The organism is Actinoplanes subglobosus (genome assembly GCF_042650585.1).
GTDB lineage: Bacteria > Actinomycetota > Actinomycetes > Mycobacteriales > Micromonosporaceae > Actinoplanes > Actinoplanes subglobosus.
Map to the genome: position 1 here is coordinate 331832 of NZ_JBHSBL010000028.1, position 19850 is coordinate 351681.

Genomic DNA, 19850 nt, shown 5'->3' on the forward strand with positions numbered 1-19850 from the left:
ACGGGGGTGCACGTATTACCGTGCACCCCATGACCGTCATCACCGGCCATGTGCGGACCTTCTATCAGCTGCTGTTCAACACCGGCCTGGTGTCGGTGATCAACTTCAGCGTCTGGTTCGCCGTCACCTTCTGGACGTACCTCCAGACGAAATCGGTCTTCGCGACAGGTGTCATCTCCGGCATCTTCCTGGTGCTGACCGCGCTCACCGGCATCTGGTTCGGCAGCCTCGTCGACGGTCACCGCAAGAAGACCGCCCTCCAGGGCTCGGCCGCGGCGTCCCTGCTGCTCTACGCGGCCGCCCTCGGCGTCTACCTGGCCGTCCCGGAGGAGGCGTTCCACGACCCGGCGGACGCGCGGCTCTGGGCGTTCGTGCTGCTGCTGATGGTCGGGGTGATCGCCGGCAACATCCGCACCATCGCGCTGCCCACGCTCGTCACCCTGCTCATCGACGAGGACCGCCGGGACCGGGCCAACGGCCTGGTCGGCACGGTCTCCGGCGCCAGCTTCCTGGTCACCTCGGTGATCAGTGGCGTGCTCGTCGCCTTCGACGGCATGTTCTCGGTGCTGATCCTGGCGATCGCCGTCCTCGGGCTCTCCCTGGTCCACCTGTTCTTCGTCGCCATCCCCGAGCGGGAGGTCGCGCACGACGAGGCGGCCGCCGCTCCCGGTGTCGACCTGCGGGGCACGCTGCGGATCATCGGCGGGGTGCCGGGGCTGCCGGCGCTGATCCTGTTCAGCACGTTCAACAACTTCCTCGGTGGCGTGTTCATGGCGCTCGCCGACGCGTACGGGTTGTCGCTGGTGTCCGTGCAGACATGGGGCCTGCTGTGGGGGGTGCTCAGCACCGGCTTCATCGTCGGTGGGCTGCTCGTGGCACGTACCGGCCTCGGCGCCCGCCCGGTCCGGCTGCTCCTGCTGATCAACGTCGTCCTCTGGGCGATCATCCTGATCTTCCCGCTCTGGGCGTCGATCTTCACGATGGCCGCCGGCATGTATCTGTACATGCTGCTGGTGCCGTACGCGGAGGCCGCCGAGCAGACCATCCTGCAGCGGGTCGTGCCCTACGAGCGGCAGGGTCGCGTCTTCGGCCTGGCCCAGAGCGTCGAGCAGGCCGCGTCACCGCTGACCGCGTTCCTGATCTCGCCGATCACCCAGTTCGTGTTCATCCCGTTCATGAGCGACGGGGGTGCCGGGGCCGAGGCGATCGGCTCCTGGTTCGGCACCGGCCCGGACCGCGGTATGGCGCTGGTCTTCGTGCTGACCGGGATCATCGGGGTCATCGCCACCACCCTGGCCATGGTCAGCCGCCCCTACCGGGCGCTGAGCGGCCGGGTCGCCGAGGACTCCCCGGTCACCGTCGACGCGTGAGCTGGCCCTGATCGGCCAGATCCCGGTCCGGCGGCGGCCTTTCCTCAGGCTGCGCGCCCGGCCGTCGATCAGGCTGAGTCGGAAGAGACCGAAGATCGGGCAGAGGGGAACACCTATGGGTTGGCCGCGTGCGACGGCGCCTGCATGGCCCGTGCATGCGGGACTGCTCGTCCTCTGGTCGATGGTGGCCACCGGGTACGCCGTGGCCGCCCCGGAGCTGCGCAACGTCATCTTCGCACTGGTCACGGCCGTGCCGATCGTCACCTACCTGCTCGCGCTCGGTGCCCGGCACCTCACCGACCGCGGACCGTGGCTGGCCGCCGTGGCCGGGCTCGGCTTTCTCACCCTCGGCACCGTGATGTGGCCCGACTGGATCCCCGGGCACCACTTCGGCGCGGCCGAAGGGTCGGTCACCGACCTCGTGATGGCCGCCGCGCACCTGCTGTTCCTGGTCAGCACCGCCACCGCGTTGCGCTGGCACGGCCGTACCGACCCGGGTGGTCTCATCGACGCCGCCCTGTTCGGGCTCTGCGCCGCCGGCCCGCTCTGGGAATGGCTGATCGGGCCCTACCTCGGGGCGAGCGCCACCGATCTCGGCAAGGTGCTGCTCCTCAGCGACGTTCTGGTGCTCGCCGCGGTCCTCGGCTGCCTCGTCCGGATCGGTGTCACCGCTCCGGGTGCCCGCGGTCCGCTCGGCTACCTGGTGTTCACCGCGTTCCTGACGCTGGCCAACGACGTGGTCTCGGTGCACACCATCCACGGCAGCTCGGTCTGGACCGCCCAGATCATGATGCTGGCCTACCTGACCCTCGCGGTCGCCCCGCTGCTGCCCACCGCCCCGGGGGTCACCGAACCGGCGCCCGGCCCGGCGGTCACGCGCCACCCGCCGCTCGGGCTGCTCGGCGCGGCACTCTGCGCGAACCCGGCGATCGCCGCCGTCCAGGCGATCCGCGCCGACGGCCCGGCCAGCGTGGTCCTGCCGGTCAGCACGATGCTCGTCGTGCCGCTGGTGGTGCTGCGCCTGCGCCTGCTCTCCGCCCAGCGGGCCCGTGCCGAGCGCACGCTGGCCCACCAGGCCCATCACGACGAACTGACCGGCCTCTACAACCGGCGGCACATCGTCACCAAGATCGACGAGGCGATGTCGGCCCTCGACCGCGGGGAACTCGCCGAGGTCACCCTGCTGCTGTGTGACCTGGACGGCTTCAAGCCGGTCAACGACCGGTACGGCCACCAGGCGGGCGACATCGTCCTGCAGACCGTCGCCCAGCGCCTGTCCGAGATCGTCGGCCCGAACGACGCCGTCGGCCGTCTCGGCGGCGACGAGTTCGTGGTCCTGCAGCGCGGCGGCGAACCCGTCACCGACCTGATCGCGGTGATCCTGCGCGAACCCATCGAGGTGCCCGGTGGCACCGTCCGGATCGGGGCCTCGGTCGGCGCGGCCACCGCCTGGCCCGGTGACGGCGCCGACCGGGAGAGCCTGATCGCCCGGGCCGACGCCGCGATGTACGCCGTGAAGGCGCGCCCCGCGGCGCCGGAACCCGTGACGATCTAGTCAGACCGTCAGGCGTCGACCTCGGGACGGCCCTCGGCCGCCCACAGCGTGTGGAACGAACCCGGCTTGTCCACCCGGTGGTAGGTGTGCGCCCCGAAGAAGTCCCGCTGACCCTGGATCAGGGCGGCCGGCAGGCGCTTGGCCCGCAGGCTGTCGTAGTAGGCCAGCGCCGACGAGAAGCCCGGAGCCGGGATGCCCTGCTGCGCGGCCGTCACCACGACACGGCGCCACGCGTCCTGTGCGCCGGCCACCGCGTCCTGGAAGTACGAGTCCACCAGCAGCGTCGGCAGGGCGGCGTTCTTGTCGTACGCCTGCTTGATGAAGTCCAGGAACTTGGCCCGGATGATGCAGCCGTCCCGCCAGATCTTCGCCATCGCACCCGGGTCGATGTCCCAGCCGTACTCCTTGCTGGCCGCCTGGATCTGCTGGAAGCCCTGCGCGTAGGCCACGATCTTCGACGCGAACAGCGCCTGCTCGACGTCGGCCCGCAGGTCGCCGGTGTGCCCACCGCCACCGGTCGGGCCGGGCAGGTCCGCGGCCACCGCGGCCTCGCGCTCGGTCACGCCGCCGGAGATCGCGCGGGCGAACACCGACTCGGCGATACCCGACACCGGGACACCCAGGTCGAGGGCGGCCTGCACGGTCCAGCGGCCGGTGCCCTTCTGCTCGGCGCGGTCCAGCACGATGTCCACGAACGGTTTGCCGGTCGCGGCGTCCACCTGCTTGAGCACCTCGGCGGTGATCTCGATCAGGTAGGAGCCCAGCCGGCCCTCGTTCCAGCCCTTGAACACGTCGGCGATCTCCGCGGGGGAGTGCCCGCCGACCTGGCGCAGCAGGTCGTATGCCTCGGCGATGAGCTGCATGTCCGCATACTCGATGCCGTTGTGCACCATCTTCACGAAGTGACCGGCGCCGTCCGGGCCGACGTGCACACAGCACGGCTCGCCGTCCACCTTCGCCGCGATGTCCTCCAGCAGCGGGCCGAGCGCCTCGTACGACTCCTTCGGCCCACCGGGCATGATGCTCGGGCCGTGCAGTGCGCCCTCCTCGCCACCGGAGACACCGGCGCCGACGAAGTGCAGGCCCTTCGCCTTCAGCGCCGCCTCCCGCCGCCGGGTGTCCGCGTAGTGCGCGTTGCCCGCGTCGATCAGCATGTCGCCCTCTTCGAGCAGCGGAGCGAACTCGTCGATCACGGCGTCGGTGGCCGGGCCGGCCTTGACCATGATGACGACGCGTCGCGGGCGCTCCAGGCTCGCCACGAACTGCTCGGCCGTCTCCGCCGGCAGGAACGAGCCCTCGTGACCGAACTCCTCGACCAGCTCCTTGGTGCGGCCGTAGGAGCGGTTGTGCAACGCCACGGTGTGCCCGTGCCTGGCGAAGTTACGGGCCAGGTTACGGCCCATCACCGCCAGGCCGGTGACACCGATCTGCGCCTTTTGCGACATCGACTACGTCCTTCCTCGTTACCCGCCCGTTACGGGCCCCGCGGTCATTCTTACGGGAATCGGGTCCGTCCGGTTCGATCACGTCCACGTGGTGAGCATGCTCAAGTCTGCGCCGCCGGAGCCGATCGCACAGCCGTGACCCGCTTCTCCGGCATGGCGGCCCTGCTCGCCGTCGGCCTCGCCTGCACGGCGGCCGTGCCCGTGGTCTCGGTGTCCGGCCGGCTCGGGCTGTTCCTCATGATGTCGCTGCTCGATGTCGCCGCGACCGGCTGGCTGCTGCGCCGGGTCCCGCGCGGTGACCGGCTGCCGTACCTCCTGCTGCTGCTCGGCGCCGTCTGGATGGTGGCCAGCAACGTCACGTCGCTGGCCGGCGGCACCGCCCTCGTCGGCGTCGCCGACCTGGTCCTCGCCGTCGGCAACCTGCACATGCTCGCCGCCGCGGTGGCTCTGGTCCTGCGGCGCGGCCGCAACGACATCGGCGGCCTCCTCGACGCCGGGGTGGCCGCCATCGTCGCCGCCGCCCTCATCTGGACCCTGCTGCTGCAGCCGTCCCTCGACGCGGCCGGCGTCGAACTGCTGCTGCAGACCAGCCTGCTCGCCACCGTCCTGCTGCTGTCCGGGGTCCTCGGCATGCTGATCCGGGTCCTGCACACGTCCCGGCCCCGCCCCGCGCCGCTGCTGCTGCTCGCCGCCGCGGTCCTCACCGACCTGATCGCCAGTGTGGGGGCGATCCTGGTCACCGGCAGCGTCACGGCACAGACCTCGGCGTACCGCGAGATGGCCTTCATGGTCAGCTACACGCTGCTCGGCCTGGCCGTGCTGCATCCGTCCGCGCCCCTGATGGCCCGCCCGGGGCCGGTCCCGCCGGACCGCCTCTTCGCCGGCCGGGTCATCCTGCTGACCAGCGCGGTCACCATCGTGCCCACCGTCTCCGGCATCCGCGAGATCCTCGGCGTCCGCGGTGACGCCGCCCTGCTCACGGTCGGCAACCTGGTGATCGTCGCGCTCGTCGCGTTCCGGGTGGCCCGGCTCGGCCGCCAGCGCGAGCAGGCCGAGCGGCAGCTGCGCCACCAGGCCACCCACGACCTGCTCACCGGCCTGCCCAACCGCGCCGAACTCTGGAACCGCCTGGACGCCGCCCTGGCCGCCGAACAGCGCGCCGGCCGGCCCTCGGTGGTGCTGCTCTTCTGCGACCTCAACGGCTTCAAGCAGGTCAACGACGAACTCGGCCACCTCGCCGGCGATCAGCTCCTCACCGAGGTCGCCGCCCGCCTGCGCACCGCCGGCGCGTTCACCGCCCGGTACGGCGGCGACGAGTTCGTGCTGCTCTGTGACGACCCGGACCAGACCGCCGCCGCCCGCCGGCTGACCGCCCACCTGCACGCGGCCCTCGACCCGCCGATCACCCTGGGCGGCGAACAGGTGCGGGTCGGCGCGAGCATCGGCGCCGTTCTCTCCGACGCCACCCTCGACGCCGACGAGCTGATCCGCCGGGCCGACCAGTCCATGTACGACGACAAGGCCACCCGCCGGGCCGCCTGACGGCCGTCAGAGCTCGAACAGGTCCCGCATCGCGTCGGCCAGCCGGGCCATGCTGGCGCCGGTCACCATGCCGATCCGCTCCGCCCCGGTGGACGCCGGCAGCCGGCGCATCCGGTTGACCACCACCACACCGGTGATCGGATCCTGCTCGGTGAGCGCCACCGCGTAGGGCGGCAACTCGGTGACCCCACGCTGCCGGACGATCGGCGCACAGAACGGCGCCGCGTTCTTCCGCTCGTTGTAGCTGTCGCCGGAGAGCACGAGAACGCGATAGCGCAGATCGGCCCGATCACCGATGGTCCAGATCTCCCCGCGCCTCATCAGCGGGACCCGGAAATCGGCACGGTCCGGATCGGCATGGCATGGAGCGTACCGCCGCGCGGATCTCGCTCGCGCCCGCCCCGCCCGGCCACCTCACGAAACTGCGGCCGGCCTCCCCACAGCTCCCGGTCTCCTCGCCACGCACCGTCCGCCCCTCCGCATCAACCTGCTCCCGTACGGGTCACCCAGCCCCACGAGGCCCACCCCGTCCCGGGGCGTCGCGCGCGGTGCCCACGACCGGCGGGGCAGGTCCGTTCCCGTGTGGTGGGGGCCGGGTGGCCCTACCGGAAGGGGCCGATCGTCGGACCTCGATCGGGTGGCCTGTGCGACGGAGATGGATTCGTAGGCACCCGGCCGGATGATCGGGGGATGCAGAGGTGCGGTGTGCAGGCGTAAGCAGGAACCCGGAGCGGCGGGAGGGTTACCGGTGGGAGCGCAGGCGTACGCGTGGACGGCCCTCGGCCCGAGGTCTGCCCCGGCGTGGGAGCCCGGCGGCACGGACGGCCCGGCCGGAGGGGACCGCCCCGGCGCGTCCTGGCTCGCCACGGTGCAGACCGTCCTCGACACACTGCCCGGGATGTCCGGTTACCTGGCGGCCGAAACCGATCCGGGCGGCCGCCTGATCGACCTGATCTGGGCCGCGGCCAGCCCGTCGGCCGTGACCGCGGACGGACGCCGCGGCACCCAGCTCATCGGCCTCCCGGTGAGCCGCCATGATCCGGACGTGATCGGCGGCGACCGGTGGGCGGCGTACCAGCGGGTGCTGGACACCGGGGAGCCCGCCGAGCTGGGGCCGGTCCGGCTCGGTGACGCCGATTTCATGATCCGGGCCGGGCGGCTCGGGCCCGGCCTGCTGATCAGCTGGCAGCCCGCACGACCGGCCGGTGCCGAACGGCTGGCCGAGGTGGAGCGGACCCTCGCGGCCGAGCACGAGCTGGCGGCCCGGTTGCAGCGGATCATCCTGCCCATCCCGGACGAGCCGATCGACCTGCCCGGGGTCCGGGTGGCGGTGCGCTATCTGCCGGCCGGGCAGGAGGCGATGATCGGCGGCGACTGGTACCACGCGGCGGCACTGCGCGACGGGTCGGTGCTGCTGGCGGTCGGTGACGTGGCGGGGCACGGCACGCAGGCGGCGACGACGATGGCGCAGCTGCGGCATGCACTGCGCGCCCTGGCCGTGGTGACCAGCGACCCAGGCACCCTGCTGCAATACCTGAACCAGCTGATCTGCGAGCTGGAGGGCGACGACCCGGAACTCGCGGCGACCGCCGTGGTGGCCCGCTTCGACCCGGCCCGGCACGAGCTGGTGTGGGCACAGGCCGGCCATCCGCCGCCGCTGCTGAGCCGGGGCGGCCGGACCGTGCCGCTGCCCCGCCCGGCGGGTCCGATGCTGGGGGTGGTCGACGGCGCCCGCTACGCCGACGCGGTCGTCGGTTTCACCCCGGGAGACGTGCTGCTGCTCTACACCGACGGGCTGGTCGAGCAGCGCAACCGCGGGCCGGACGTCGGCCTGGACTCGGTGATCGCGACGGTCGACGACGCGGTCCGGGCCGCCCCGGAGCAGCCGCTCGCCGAGATGCTGGCCAGGCTGCGCCGCGCGAACCCGGACGACGACACCTGCATCCTGGCCGCCCGTCCGCGGTATTGAGGCCGAGGCATGATCAAGGCATGAAGCCTTCTGTGTCGTGTGTTTTCGTCTGCCACGACGGCGCCGGCCGGATCCTGCTGGCCCGCCGCTCGGCGCAGGCCCGTGACGAGCCGGGCGCCTGGGACTGCGGCGCCGGCGCGCTGGAGTTCGGCGAGACGTTCGAGGCCGCGGTGACCCGTGAGGTCGGCGAGGAATACGCGGCGGTGCCGCGGGAGATCCGGCAACTCGGTGTCCGCAACGTGCTGCGCGACGATCCGCCGTCGCACTGGGTGGCGGTGGTCTTCGCGGTCCGGGTCGACCCCGGGCAGGTCCGGATCGGCGAGCCGCACAAGTTCGACGACCTGGCCTGGTTCGCCCCGGGCGAGCTGCCCGCCCCGCTGCACTCGCAGCTCCCGGCGACCTTGGCGCTGCTGCCGTGACGCCGGTGGTCCTGGACGGCGGCGACCGGCGCTGTGTCCTGCTCCTCATCGAGCTGCGCCGGCTGATCGCGACCCTGCCGGCGGGCGCGGTGGTCCACCTGATCGCCTCCGACCCGGCGGCGCCGCTCGACCTCCCGGCCTGGTGCCACCTCACCGGCCACGAATATCTCGGTCAACTGCAACCCCGGACCTATGGGGTACGGGTGACTGCCTCCCCGGTCGACACCGACCCGTCCCGCCCCTGGCGCCCGGCCCAGGTCCAGAGCGGCATCGGCACGTCGGCGGGCCCCGCCGCGGACAACGGCATGTAGGGCACCACCTCGGTGGTGCCCGCCCGGATGTAGTCGCCGAGCACCGCCCGCAAAGCCGGATCATCGGGGAGCGTCGCCGCCACCGCCGCGTCGAAACACTCGACGAACGCCGCCGAGAACGGATCCTCGTCGCACTGGTTGGCGTGCACGCGGATCATCGCCGGGTGCCCGCCCCGCGTCGTGGAGTAGACCGGCGGACCGCCGAACACCTCACCCCAGTACGCGGCGAGGTGCGGCACGTGCTCCGGATCGACGCCGTGCGAGAACGGGTGCGACAGCGTCGGATGGTCCAGGCAGCGCTGATGGAAGTCGGCGGCCAGGGCCAGCATGGCGGGTGCTCCGCCGGCTGCGTCGTACAGCGTGGGACGTCCCATCCTCCCAGCATGACAAGGTCGGACGTATGACGCGACCCGGTCCGGGTACGCGGCGGGGGTGATCCGCTACGGGGACGAGGTGGCCTCGATCGCCCGGCCGCTGCGTGATCCGGGGGACCTGGAGGTCCTGCTGGACCGGGCGGCCGGTGCCAGGGTCGTGCTGATCGGTGAGGCCTCCCACGGCACACACGAGTTCTACGAGTGGCGGGCGGCGCTGACCCGGCGGCTGATCGCCGAGCGCGGTTTCTCGTTCGTCGCGGTCGAGGGTGACTGGCCGGACTGTGAACGGGTGAACGCGGCGGTGCGCGGTGACGGCCCGGACCCGCGCCAGGCACTGCTGCGTTACGACCGCTGGCCGACGTGGATGTGGGCCAACGAGGAGACCGTCGACTTCACCCGCTGGCTGCGCGGTCTCAACGAGAGACGGCCGCCGGACGACCGGGTGGGCTTCCACGGGCTCGACGTCTACTCGCTGTGGCAGTCGATGCGGGAGATCCTGACGTGGCTGCGCGAGCACGACCCGGACCGGGTGCCGGCCGCCCTGGACGCCTACCGGTGCTTCGAGCCGTTCAACGAGGACCCGAACGCGTACGGCTGGGCCACCCAGTTCGTGTCGGCCGCGTGCGAGGGCAAGGTCGTCGCGATGCTCGCCGAGCTGGCCGGCCGTGACTTCGGCGTGTGGCAGAACGCCGAGGTGGTGGCCGGGGCGGAGGGCTACTACCGGACGATGGTGCGCGGCGGCCCGGAGGCGTGGAACATCCGGGACCGGCACATGGACGCCACCCTTGACCGGCTGCTGCACCGCTACGGGCCGGCGTCGCGGGCCGTGGTCTGGGCGCACAACACGCACGTGGGCGACGCGCGGGCCACCGACCAGGCCGGATACGGCGAGGTGACGCTGGGCCAGCTGGCCCGGGAGCGGTTCGGTGCGGACCGGACGCTGCTGGTCGGTCTCGGCACGTACCACGGGACCGTGGTCGCCGGGTCGCAGTGGGGAGGGTCGATGGAGGCGATGGGCGTGCCGCCTGCCCGGCCGGGTTCGCTGGAGGAAGTCTTACAGAACGCCGCCCCGCCGGAGGCTCTCTTCGTCTTCCCCGCCGGGGGCCCGCGACCGGATCTGCTCACCACCGAGCTGCCGCACCGGGCGATCGGCGTGGTCTACCGGCCGGAACGGGAACGCTGGGCCAACTACGTGCCGACGGTCCTCGGCGAGCGGTACGACGCGTTTCTCTGGTTTGCCGGGACGCGGGCGCTGCGGCCCCTGCACACTCTGCGGGTGAACGTCCACGAGCCGGAGACGTACCCCAGCGGTGTCTGATTACGATAATGAACCGCCGATTAAATGGATCTTTTGAAATCGACTGGCACATCATTCAGTTGACGTGTGGCGATGCCCGAATAGGCACGTCAGTGTGCCCGTGATTACCGATCCGCCGCAGGGTAGATCAGTTTTAGGCTGTGGCATCCATCGATCATCCACTTCGGATCTTGCAGGGGAACGTGGTGCCATGAGAAAGATCTCCCGACTTCTTCTCGCCGCGCTGATCGCAGCGGCCGGGATGCTGGTCGCGACCGCCGGACCGGCGTACGCGACTCTGCCGGGATTCGTGCTGAGCTCGACGACCGCGAGTCTGCCGACGAGTTTGTCCGCTCTTGCCACCGGCAAGCGGATCCAGTACGTGACGACGAACATCAACGGTGGAGTGATCACCGCGACCGGGCTGGTCCTCACCCCGAAGACCAACAAGAAGAACCGTGTCGTGGCGTGGGGGCACGGCACCACCGGACTCGCCGACCAGTGTGCCCCGTCGACCAGCCAGGCCGTGTTCTGGAACGAGGCGCGCCTGGCCATCGCCGAGATGCTCACCCGCGGCTGGACCGTGGCCGCACCCGACTACCCGGGACTGGGCACGGCGCAGGCCCACCCGTACCTGATCGGCGCCAGTGCCGGCCGGTCGCTGATCGACAACGTCCGTGCCGCCCGTAACCTGGACTCCGCGCTCTCCACCCAGTACGTCGTCGACGGCCACTCGCAGGGTGGACAGGGTTCGCTGTTCGCCAGCCAGCTGGCCCCGAGCTACGACGGGAACCTGGTGCTCAAGGGCACCGCGGCGATCGCGCCGGTCTCCAACACGCAGGAGTTCATCAACTACATCCCGGGCACCCCGGGCCAGGGATACCTGGTGATGGCGCTGACCGGTGTCTCGGTCGTCGAGCCGAGCTTCAAACCGAACAACGTGCTCGCCGCGCCGGCCGAGGCGCAGCTGGGTGTGCTCCAGTCCGGCTGCCTGCCGGAGATCCTCGCGACCTACCAGAACTTCTCCGCCACCGACCTGGTCGAGGGCGGCGTGGTGCCCGCCGCGGTCGTCAGCAAGATGGCCTCCTACGAGAACCCCGCACAGACCGCACTGAGCGCCCCGGTCCTGATCGTGCACGGCACCGAGGACGAGGCGGTCCCGTACTTCGCCTCCGAGATCCTCGTCGACCAGATCGAGGCCTACGGGGTGCCGGTCACCTTCCACACCATTCCCGGCGCCAACCACGACCAGGCTGTCGTCCAGTCGGTCACCGTGGTCGCGGACTGGATCGCCGCCCGCTTCACCTGACCCACCCGCTCCCCACAGTGGCGCGCCCGGCGGCTCAGCCCCGCCGGGCGCGTCGTGTCAGAACGCGTACCGGACCCGCAGGTAGGGGGTCCGTTCGGCGATCAGGCCGGTGAGGGCCCGCACGTACGCCCCCTTGGCGCCGGTGCGGTAGCGGACGTTGAGATCGCCGTTCTGCGAGCGTTTCACCTGCTGGAGCTCGGGACGCCAGATCAGGTCCTCGGCGCGCGGATGCCAGCCCAGGTTGACCTCGTGCAGACCCCGGTTGTGGGTCAGGAAGATGATCTCGGCGGCGAGCTGCCGTCGCGCCTCCGGGCCGATGCCGGCGTCCAGCTGGTCGAGCAGGTCACGCCAGTCGTCGAGCCAGCCGTCCCGGACCACGACCGGGCTGAGATTGACGTGCACCTCGTATCCGGCGGCGACGAAGTCGTCGATGGCCGCGATGCGTTCCGCGACGGTGCTGGTGCGGATGTCCAGAACCTTCGCGTCGGCCGGTGGCATCAACGAGAAACGGATCCGCGTCCGACCCTGCGGATCCCATTCCAGTAGATCCCGGTTGACGTGCTTGGTGGCGAAACTGGCTTTCGCGTTCGGCAGCCACCGGAACAGCTCGACCAGGTCGCGGACGTTGTCACTGACCCGGGCGTCCACCGAACAATCCGAATTCTCGCCGATGTCATAGACCCAGGAAACCGGGTCGCACTCGTTCGGTTCCGGTTTGGCGCCCTGACGGGTCGCATGCCTCTGCAGGTACGCCACCACGCGCTCGATGTTCGCGAAGACGGTGATCGGGTTGCTGTACCCCTTGTGCCGGGGCACGTAGCAGTACGCGCAGGCCATTGCGCATCCGTTGGCGGTCGACGGCGCGATGAAATCGGCGGATCGCCCGTTCGGCCGGGCGGTCATCGTCTTCTTCACCCCGACGACCAGCGCCTCCTGCTTGATGCGCACCCAGCGACGCACGTTGGTCTCGTCACCGAACAGCTCCGGGATCCGCTGGTGGCTCTCCACCTCGACGATCGTCGCCGCCGGCCATCGCAACAGGATCTCGCGTCCGCGAGGCAGTAGCGCCGCTGCCGGCTCGACGTAGATGCGCCGGATGTCCAGCAGTTCCCCCATGCCCTGATTATCCCTCGCCATTACCGGTCGAATCGCTCGGCCGGGGTCGTATTTTCGGGGCCAGGATGCCGCCCGATCGCGGTGTAGGTAAGACCCGATCGACGCACTTCGCGAATTCGCGACTCACAGTAAATTTCCAGCCATGCCGGACCGGTCCTCGACCGATGCCGCCTTCACCGACTGCTGGAAAGAGGCGAAATCAGAGGTCATCAAATTCTGCCGGAGCTCCGCCGGACGGCTGGGCGAGGCGGAGGAGCTCTATCAGCGGGTGATGATCCGTGCCTGGCGCGGTTTTCCGAGCTTCCGCGGCGACGCGGCCTTCCTGACCTGGGTGCTGCGCATCGCGCGACGCGAGGCGGCCCGGCTCGGCGCGGAGCGCGGCCGGATCACCCAGGCGGAGACACCCCTGGAGAACCTCGGCGACGCCGAACCGGCAGTGCCCGCCGAGGAACCGCCCGGCGACGCCGGCTGGATCCGGGCCGCGGTGAGCCGTGCGGTGACGGCCGGTGCGCTCAGCCCGGGCGAGGGCGCCGTGCTGGAGGCCCGGCTGGACCATCCGGACGAATCGTGGGAGAAACTCGGCGTCCGGCTCGGGGCGGCCGCCGGCGCCTGTGCGGTCGCGCACCTGAGAGCCGTACCCAAGCTGCGGGTCTTCGTCCTGGAGACCGACCCCGGACTCGTCGCCGGCCCGGATGCCCTGGCCGCCGCCTATCGTCGCGCGCTCGTCGCGGCGCAGCCGCTGACCGAGGCCGAGGCCGAGGCGTTCCGGATGGTCATCCTGCAGCGCCGTTCCGGCTACCGGCGGGTGGGCTGGCGGACCGCCCTGCGCGCCGCCTGCGCCAAGGTCGTCGAAAATCTCGAAGAATCCTCCGCGGATCGGTAATGCCGGGTCGGGAGCGCGGGTCTGTTCCGGTGAAGACCCTCGACCCACCGATGGAGGTTCTGGTCATGGCGTTCGAGATGCCACCGGGAGCGTGGCATGACGTGCCACCCGACGGGCCACCGTTCCCGCTGGAAGCGGATACGGATGTGCCCACCCGGCTGGAGACCCTGCCCGACGGCCGGGAGTCGGTCACGTTCGGCGACGTCGCCCGGGCGGCCGAGTTCGGGCACCGGCAGGGCGACAACAGCTTCGGCTTCTGTCAGGACTGCGGGCTCTGCTCCTGCGAGACCGTGCTGAACCAGTTCGACGTGCCGGTCACCGAGCAGGACGTGGTGGCGTTCGCTGTCGCCAACGGGCTCTGCGACGTGCAGAGCGACGCGGCCGGTTCCGGCGGCACCACCCTGGAGCAGCAGGCCGAGATCCTGCGCCGCCACGACGTCCCCGCGCACGTCGAGGCCGGGCAGTCGATGGAGGACCTGGCCGGCTTCGTCGAGCAGGGCCGCGGCGTGATCATCGGCGCCAACGCCGGTGTGCTGTGGAACGACGCGAACGCCTACGGCGACGGCTACCCCAACCACGCGGTCACCGTCACCGGCGTGGCCCGCGACCCCGGCACCGGCGACCTGCAGGGCTTCTACGTCAACGACAGCGGGACCGGCGCGGCCGGGCAGTTCGTGGCCGCGCCGCTGATGAACGACGCATGGCTCACCGTCGGCGGCGCCTGCGTGGTGACCGACGTGACCCAGTCAGGAGACAACCGATGACCGACGAAGGCGCCGTCCTGGCCTACCCGCGGATCCGCGCCGCCATCGGCGAGCACCCGCTGCGCACCGGCGAGATCCCGGTCGAGCACGAGATGTCCCTGCCCCTGCCCACACTGCGCTGGGGGCGGCCCGGCTTCGCGGTCTTCGCCGGTGCCGCGGTGCGCCGGCCCCAGCAGCCACTGCGGCTGTCCGCGCCGGACCGGTGGCTGGCCGTCGACGCGGCCCGGGGCCGCCTGATCGCCTACAACCTCACGTCGGCCGTGCCGTTCGCCCCGGCGCCCCTGGCCGGGCCGGTCGAGGTGGTGCCGTCCGGCCGTACCCTCGCCGAGGTCCGGGAAGACCAGAAAGCCCTCGGTGAGCTGATCGGAGACCTCGCCCCCGTCTTCCTCGCCGGTTCCGGCGCGGCGGGCGACGCCCGCCGCACCGCCCTGCTGCACACCCTCGACGCCGTCCTCCCGGCCGCGACCCGGCCCTGGTACGAGGCGCTCACCCCCGACTTCTTCGCCTGGCTGAAGGGATGAACCCCGCCGTGGACGACATCACCACCGACCTGACCACCCTCGCGGTCGCGCAGGGCTGGACCGACGTGACCACCCTGCTCGACGTCGCCGGCGCGGACGACGTGCTGCTGCTCGCCGCGCCCGGCGCGCGGCTGGACGTCGCCGGGACGGTCGCGCCCCTCGAGGAGTCGGTCGACACGCTGCGCTACCACCGGGTCGTCGCCGTGCTGCGCTGCGGTGCGGTGCTCTCCGCCACCACCCTCGCCGCGGCCCGCGCCGTGCTCGCCCGCCCGGCCGGGTCCGCGTTCGTCGTGGTGACCGGGGCCGAGCAACTCGACACCGACGACAAGGTCGCCCGCAACGACCGGATCCTCTGGCAGTCGCTGATCGCCTCCGGCGGCGCCACCTGGCACGGTCAGGACCTCGCCGAGCACCACTGCCTGCTCTGGAGCGACAGCGCGACGCCGTCCGAGCGGGTCACCCGGGACATGGCGACGCTGCGGGCCTGGCTCAGCGCCGAGCCTGCCGCCACCGCCGAGGTGACCCGGCTCCGGCTGGCACACGCGCTGGTCCTGGCCGGGGAGGCCGGCACTGCCGCGCCCGCCGTGGACAGCTACGGGCGTCTCACCCGGATCGCCGGGCAGGTGCAGTCCGCACGCGCCGACGTGCTGCGCCGCCTCGACTCCGACATGGACATGCTCCGCGACCAGCTGACCAGCCTCTTCCTCGAACGTGAGCAGGAACTGCTCGCCGGCGGCGACGTCACGGCGATCGCGGTCGGCCTCGCCGTCGACCGGCTCACCGCCGCCTCCGGCCGTGCCCGCGAGATGCTCGACGGCATCGACTGGGACCTGGTCAACGAAGCCGTCCCCGGTGGGGTGGCCTATCCCGGGGCACTGCTCGCCCCGCTCACCGAGGAGGCCGGCCGGGGCGCCCCCGACCTGGCCGTCGCCGCCCGCACCCCACGGCCCGGTGCGGCATCCGTCCCGGTCGCCGACACCAGCACCCTCGTGTCGGTCGTCCGCGCCGGTGCCATCGCCACCGCCGTCTCCGCGCTGACCATGCCGTTCACCGGGCTGCCGGCGGCCGTCGTCGTCGGCACGTCCAGCGGCATCTTCGCCGAGCGGCAGCTGCGGGAACGGGAGCGCGCCGGGCGGGAGAAGCAGGCCCGTACCCGGTCGGTGACCGGTGACCTGGACCGGCTTCGCCAAGGCCTTGCCGGAGTCGTCGACACCCAGCGTGACCGGCTGCGCCGCGAGGTCGGTGCCGCCTTCGACCGGCTCGCCGACGATCTGCGCACGGCCCGGGACACGCGCCCGGCCGCCGCTTCCGCCGCCTCCTCCGCCGCCGGGAGCGATGTCACCACCCGGCTCGACGACCTCCGCGCCCGCCTCGCCGCCACCGGAAACTGAAGGGAACCCTGATGTCCGACACCACTCGCTCGATGCTCGCCGACCAGCTCGCCGCGGGCGGCCCCCTACGCGACGAGACCCGGCAGGCCCTCACCGGCCTCGCCGAGATCTCCGACTGGCTGACCACGATGACGCCGTCGGCCGAGGAGCGGGAGAACCCGACCGCGAAGCGGCTGCGCGACGCCGAACGCGAACTCGCCCACGACGACTTCAAGCTGATGGTCATGGGACGGTTCAGCAGCGGCAAGTCCACGCTGCTCAACGCGCTGATGGCGGGCGTCACCCACCCGGTCGAGGCGATGGCCGGAGCAGCCGGCCCGCTGCCCGTCGACGAACTGCCGAGCACCGCCGTGCTGGCCGGCATCCGCTACTCCGAGACGCCCTACGTGACCGCCCGCCGCTCCGACGGCACCGAGGAACGCTGGACCCTCGACCGCTACCTGCGCGAATCCATGCTGGACGGCTCACAGACGAAGTCCGAGAACCTGCAACGGTTCCTGGACATCGAGGAGTTCGAGATCGGCTACCCGTCCCGGCTCTGCCAGGGCAACGTCATGCTCTACGACTCGCCCGGCACCGACGAGGCCCCCGAGCGCACCGACATCACCCGGCGGGCCGCGGCCGGCTGTGACGCCGCGATCGTCGTGTTCAGCAGCAACGCGCCGCTCGGCGAACGGGAGGTCGACGACGCGCTGGCCGCCGCCAACGAGAAGGTCCAGCTCTTCGTCGTGGTCAACATGTTCGACGGCAAGGTCGCCGACGAGAAGTTCAAGGCGTACGTCTGGAACAAGTACATCCACGAGCGGCAGGCCGGCGACCGCTACGCCGGTCAGGACCTCGCCCAGCACGGCCTCTACCTGATCGACGCCCGTGCCGCCGAGCAGGGCCGGGCCCGTGGTGACGAGGCGCAGGTCGAGGCGTCCGGCATCCTCGCGCTGGAGCGCCGGCTCGCGGAATACCTGCTCACCGAGCGGCTCGGCCAGCACGTGCGCCGCTTCGCCGGGCACGGGCTGCTGCTCAGCCACGACGTCGAGCGGCGCATCAACCGGCTCCGTAGCGGTCTGGAGACCGAGCGGGGCGAGCTGCGGGAGAAGTACCTGCAGATCCGCCCCCGGCTGCTCGACCTGCGCCGCCGCGGTGACCGGGTGGCCCGCATCATCGACGACCAGAAACTGCGTTCGGCCGCCGCGCTGCAGGCCGGCCTGCTGGAGAACGAGCGGTCCATCCGGGACGGGCTCGCCGGTCACCTGGAGACCGTCTCGCTCAAGACGGCCGCCGGTTTCGCCCGGATCTTCCGCACCACCAAGATCCAGCAGGAGGCCGACGAGGTGATCAACGCCTTCGTCGACAGCCGCCGCCGCGAGTGGAGCCACACCGTCGCCGCGAACCGGCTGGCCCGCGCCCGTGAGACCATGGTCGAGGACCTCACCGCCGAGGTCCGGGCCATCGAGGCCGAAGTCGAGGACATCCAGTTCCAGCTCACCGGTGAGACGGTCGGCACCGACGGCCGCGGCGAGCTGATCGGCATCGGCGAGCGCATCACCTCCACCATCATCGGCATCGCCTTCGGCAACCTCACCGCAGGCATCGGCGGCGGCGTCGGCGGATACCGGTCAGCCCTCGGCGGCGTGGCCGCCACGGTCGGCGCAGCCGTGGTCATCGTCGGCATGGGCCTGACCGCCCCGGTCGCCATCCCGCTCGCACTGATCGCCGGTGCCGTCGGTGCGCAGGCCGCCGGCAACATCGGCCTCGAGAAGCGGATCAAGAAACTCGCCGCCGACCACGCCGTACCCCACCTCACCAGCCAGGTCGAAGCCCTCCAGCGGAACCTGCACAGTGACGTCGAACGCTACTTCCAGCCCCTCGCCGAGCAGATCACCGCCGAGGTGACCGCCGCCCTCGAAGCGGAGGCCCAGTCCATCGACGAGCAGGCCGCGATGAACGAGCGCAGCCAGGAGGAGAAGGAGAAGACACTGGGCGACCTGTCCCGCGCCTTCGACGCCGTCCTCACCCACCGCAAGCAGCTCGACGACACCGTCGCCGCCAGCCACCAGATCTGAGAACCGGGAGACCCGACCACATGACCGTCATGCCGACGCCCGCGATCAGCGGCCTCGCCGACCGGTTCGACCCCGAGACGTCGGCCGCCTCGCTCGGTGTGCTCCAGCAACTCGACCGGGCCGTCGGCCGCCCGGTCCGCGACGACCTGCGCGAGCGCCTCCAGCAGGCGTCGGCCGCGCTGGCCGAGCCGGAGGTGCGCATCGCCTTCGGCGGCCGGTTCAACTCGGGCAAGTCCAGCCTGCTCAACGTGCTGATCGGGCGGCCCCTGCTGCCGACCGGAGCGCTGCCGGAGACCGGCGTGGCCTGCATGATCCGGGCCGGCAAGGCCGACGAACTGCTCGCCCTCACCGGCGGGCGGTTCGTCAGCCTCGGCTTCGACCGGGCCGTCATCGCCGAACAGGTCTCCCTCATCGACAGCAGCGGCACCCGCCGCGACCGGGTCCGCGAGGTCTCCCACCTGGCCGTCACCGTCAGCGGCGGCCGCTTCCCCGGCGGACTGCTGCTGGTCGACTCGCCCGGCGTCGACGAGAACCCGGAGATGGACGAGCGCGCCACCGCCGAGGCCCGCGCCGGTGACCTGCTGATCTGGGTGGTCGACTCACGCAGCCCGCTGTCCGAGACCGAGCAGGACTTCCTCGCCGCGCACCTCGACACCCACGGCCCGCACTCGGTGGTCTTCGTGGTCAACGCGTTCCTCAAGGAGGACACCGAGGAGGGCTGGCAGCGGTTCCACGAGAAGGTGGCGCCGTTCTGCCGGCTGCGGCTGTCCGAGGTCGCCGACGAACTCGACGCCGACCCGCCGGAACCGGTGTTCGTCTCCGCCCGGGCCGCCGCCGCCCACCCCGACCGGTTCGGCGGGCCCGAACTGCGTGACCTGCTCGCCGACCTGGCCGCCGGCCACCGCGCCACCGTCGCGACCCGGCTGTTCCGGGCCGAACAGGCGCTCGCCGACATCTCCGTCGACATGAACCGGCGTACCGCCGCCGCCGAGGAGGCCGCCGCCCGCGCCTCGGCCGAACACGCCGCGCGCGTCCTCACCGCCGACCGGATGCGGCAGCAGCTCGCCGCCCGGGTCAACGACATCGTCTACGGCCTGGTGGCGCAGGCCCAGTCACAGGTCGGAGCGGCCGCCGCCGACGCCATCCGGGAGATCAACAACCTGCCGCTCAAGGAGGGCCGGGACTACGCCGTCATGATCGACCGCAATGTCCGGGCCAGCATCTCCGAGCTCGCCGAACGCATCCGCGACAACACCTTCGGCGTGGCCCGCGACCTCGGTCACCACGGACTCGGCGACGACGGCATCCGTGCCCTGCGGGACCGTCTCGCACCCGGGCCGATCAGTGTCTTCGTGCCCACGCCGCCGCCCGCCCCGCCGGCCGTCCGGATCGGGGGCGCCGTCCTCGGCGGTGCGGTCGGGCTGATCGCCGGGCCGTTCGGGCTCGGCGCGGGAGCGGTCTTCGGCGAGCGGACCGCCAACGCCATCAGCGGCAAGGCCGGGCTGGCCAGCGCACGGGAGGCGG

Annotated in this window: 17 protein-coding genes and 1 pseudogene; 14 read left to right on the forward strand and 4 right to left on the reverse strand. The window is 71.7% G+C overall.

What is annotated here, in order from left to right; genetic code table 11:
* The first annotated feature begins 29 nt into the window (after nt 1-29).
* Nucleotides 30-1370 (forward strand): MFS transporter, encoded by a 1341-nt coding sequence (locus ACFO0C_RS41915; protein WP_378072411.1) that lies wholly within the window; start codon nt 30-32, stop codon nt 1368-1370.
* A gap of 151 nt (nt 1371-1521) precedes the next feature.
* Complete coding sequence (locus tag ACFO0C_RS41920; protein WP_378072412.1) at nt 1522-2925, forward strand: diguanylate cyclase; 1404 nt, start codon at nt 1522-1524, stop codon at nt 2923-2925.
* Nucleotides 2926-2933: 8 nt separating this feature from the next.
* Here ACFO0C_RS41920 and gndA read toward each other — a convergent pair whose 3' ends face one another.
* Nucleotides 2934-4370: an NADP-dependent phosphogluconate dehydrogenase gene (gndA, locus tag ACFO0C_RS41925; protein WP_378072413.1), complete on the reverse strand. Its 1437-nt coding sequence runs from the start codon at nt 4368-4370 to the stop codon at nt 2934-2936.
* Between the two features lie 135 nt (nt 4371-4505).
* Between gndA and ACFO0C_RS41930 the strand changes: the two genes are divergently transcribed.
* The gene (locus ACFO0C_RS41930) at nt 4506-5912 is read left to right on the forward strand and encodes a diguanylate cyclase domain-containing protein (protein ID WP_378072414.1); all 1407 of its coding nucleotides are present in this window, start codon (nt 4506-4508) and stop codon (nt 5910-5912) included.
* A 6-nt stretch (nt 5913-5918) separates the two neighbouring features.
* Here ACFO0C_RS41930 and ACFO0C_RS41935 read toward each other — a convergent pair whose 3' ends face one another.
* Complete coding sequence (locus ACFO0C_RS41935) at nt 5919-6233, reverse strand: type II toxin-antitoxin system PemK/MazF family toxin (protein ID WP_378072415.1); 315 nt, start codon at nt 6231-6233, stop codon at nt 5919-5921.
* A gap of 427 nt (nt 6234-6660) precedes the next feature.
* Between ACFO0C_RS41935 and ACFO0C_RS41940 the strand changes: the two genes are divergently transcribed.
* From ACFO0C_RS41940 to ACFO0C_RS41950, 3 genes and pseudogenes are all read left to right on the forward strand, one after another.
* The gene (locus tag ACFO0C_RS41940) at nt 6661-7881 is read left to right on the forward strand and encodes a PP2C family protein-serine/threonine phosphatase (protein WP_378072416.1); all 1221 of its coding nucleotides are present in this window, start codon (nt 6661-6663) and stop codon (nt 7879-7881) included.
* A gap of 20 nt (nt 7882-7901) precedes the next feature.
* On the forward strand, nt 7902-8300 hold the full coding sequence (locus tag ACFO0C_RS41945; RefSeq protein WP_378072417.1) for an NUDIX domain-containing protein: 399 nt from the start codon (nt 7902-7904) through the stop codon (nt 8298-8300).
* A 5-nt stretch (nt 8301-8305) separates the two neighbouring features.
* Nucleotides 8306-8464, forward strand: a pseudogene (locus ACFO0C_RS41950) (sulfurtransferase TusA family protein); the annotation flags it as partial.
* Between the two features lie 26 nt (nt 8465-8490).
* On the opposite strand, the gene ACFO0C_RS41955 reads toward ACFO0C_RS41950, so the two are convergent.
* Nucleotides 8491-8985: a group II truncated hemoglobin gene (locus tag ACFO0C_RS41955; protein WP_378072418.1), complete on the reverse strand. Its 495-nt coding sequence runs from the start codon at nt 8983-8985 to the stop codon at nt 8491-8493.
* Between the two features lie 58 nt (nt 8986-9043).
* On the opposite strand from ACFO0C_RS41955, the gene ACFO0C_RS41960 reads away from it, so the two are divergent.
* Both ACFO0C_RS41960 and ACFO0C_RS41965 read left to right on the forward strand, forming a co-directional pair.
* Nucleotides 9044-10303, forward strand: coding sequence for an erythromycin esterase family protein (locus ACFO0C_RS41960; protein ID WP_378072419.1), 1260 nt, complete (start codon nt 9044-9046; stop codon nt 10301-10303).
* A gap of 190 nt (nt 10304-10493) precedes the next feature.
* Nucleotides 10494-11591, forward strand: coding sequence for an alpha/beta fold hydrolase (locus tag ACFO0C_RS41965; RefSeq protein ID WP_378072420.1), 1098 nt, complete (start codon nt 10494-10496; stop codon nt 11589-11591).
* A gap of 57 nt (nt 11592-11648) precedes the next feature.
* Here the strand turns inward: ACFO0C_RS41965 and ACFO0C_RS41970 are convergent, their stop codons facing one another.
* Nucleotides 11649-12707, reverse strand: coding sequence for a spore photoproduct lyase family protein (locus tag ACFO0C_RS41970; RefSeq protein ID WP_378072421.1), 1059 nt, complete (start codon nt 12705-12707; stop codon nt 11649-11651).
* A 142-nt stretch (nt 12708-12849) separates the two neighbouring features.
* Here ACFO0C_RS41970 and ACFO0C_RS41975 point away from each other — a divergent pair, with 142 nt between their 5' ends.
* From ACFO0C_RS41975 to ACFO0C_RS42000, 6 genes are all read left to right on the forward strand, one after another.
* Nucleotides 12850-13590: an RNA polymerase sigma factor gene (locus ACFO0C_RS41975; RefSeq protein ID WP_378072422.1), complete on the forward strand. Its 741-nt coding sequence runs from the start codon at nt 12850-12852 to the stop codon at nt 13588-13590.
* Nucleotides 13591-13655: 65 nt separating this feature from the next.
* Complete coding sequence (locus ACFO0C_RS41980; protein WP_378072423.1) at nt 13656-14354, forward strand: hypothetical protein; 699 nt, start codon at nt 13656-13658, stop codon at nt 14352-14354.
* Nucleotides 14351-14875 (forward strand): hypothetical protein, encoded by a 525-nt coding sequence (locus tag ACFO0C_RS41985; RefSeq protein ID WP_378072424.1) that lies wholly within the window; start codon nt 14351-14353, stop codon nt 14873-14875. Before ACFO0C_RS41980 ends, ACFO0C_RS41985 begins: the two co-directional genes overlap by 4 nt.
* Entirely contained in the window at nt 14872-16266 is a 1395-nt protein-coding gene (locus tag ACFO0C_RS41990; protein WP_378072425.1) for a hypothetical protein, read from the forward strand. The genes ACFO0C_RS41985 and ACFO0C_RS41990 overlap by 4 nt, the downstream gene beginning before the upstream one ends.
* A gap of 11 nt (nt 16267-16277) precedes the next feature.
* Nucleotides 16278-18326 (forward strand): dynamin family protein, encoded by a 2049-nt coding sequence (locus ACFO0C_RS41995; protein ID WP_378072426.1) that lies wholly within the window; start codon nt 16278-16280, stop codon nt 18324-18326.
* Between the two features lie 20 nt (nt 18327-18346).
* On the forward strand, nt 18347-19850 hold a 1504-nt coding region (locus ACFO0C_RS42000; protein WP_378072427.1), incomplete at its 3' end, for a dynamin family protein.

What these genes read in the sequence shown, in the direction of transcription:
- ACFO0C_RS41915 (WP_378072411.1), top strand. Translation starts at nt 30, where the DNA reads ATGACCGTCATCACCGGCCATGTGCGGACCTTCTATCAGCTGCTGTTC.
- gndA (WP_378072413.1), bottom strand. Translation starts at nt 4,370, where the DNA reads ATGTCGCAAAAGGCGCAGATCGGTGTCACCGGCCTGGCGGTGATGGGC.
- ACFO0C_RS41935 (WP_378072415.1), bottom strand. Translation starts at nt 6,233, where the DNA reads ATGAGGCGCGGGGAGATCTGGACCATCGGTGATCGGGCCGATCTGCGC.
- ACFO0C_RS41945 (WP_378072417.1), top strand. Translation starts at nt 7,902, where the DNA reads ATGAAGCCTTCTGTGTCGTGTGTTTTCGTCTGCCACGACGGCGCCGGC.
- ACFO0C_RS41955 (WP_378072418.1), bottom strand. Translation starts at nt 8,985, where the DNA reads ATGGGACGTCCCACGCTGTACGACGCAGCCGGCGGAGCACCCGCCATG.
- ACFO0C_RS41965 (WP_378072420.1), top strand. Translation starts at nt 10,494, where the DNA reads ATGAGAAAGATCTCCCGACTTCTTCTCGCCGCGCTGATCGCAGCGGCC.
- ACFO0C_RS41970 (WP_378072421.1), bottom strand. Translation starts at nt 12,707, where the DNA reads ATGGGGGAACTGCTGGACATCCGGCGCATCTACGTCGAGCCGGCAGCG.
- ACFO0C_RS41975 (WP_378072422.1), top strand. Translation starts at nt 12,850, where the DNA reads ATGCCGGACCGGTCCTCGACCGATGCCGCCTTCACCGACTGCTGGAAA.
- ACFO0C_RS41980 (WP_378072423.1), top strand. Translation starts at nt 13,656, where the DNA reads ATGGCGTTCGAGATGCCACCGGGAGCGTGGCATGACGTGCCACCCGAC.
- ACFO0C_RS41985 (WP_378072424.1), top strand. Translation starts at nt 14,351, where the DNA reads ATGACCGACGAAGGCGCCGTCCTGGCCTACCCGCGGATCCGCGCCGCC.
- ACFO0C_RS41990 (WP_378072425.1), top strand. Translation starts at nt 14,872, where the DNA reads ATGAACCCCGCCGTGGACGACATCACCACCGACCTGACCACCCTCGCG.
- ACFO0C_RS41995 (WP_378072426.1), top strand. Translation starts at nt 16,278, where the DNA reads ATGTCCGACACCACTCGCTCGATGCTCGCCGACCAGCTCGCCGCGGGC.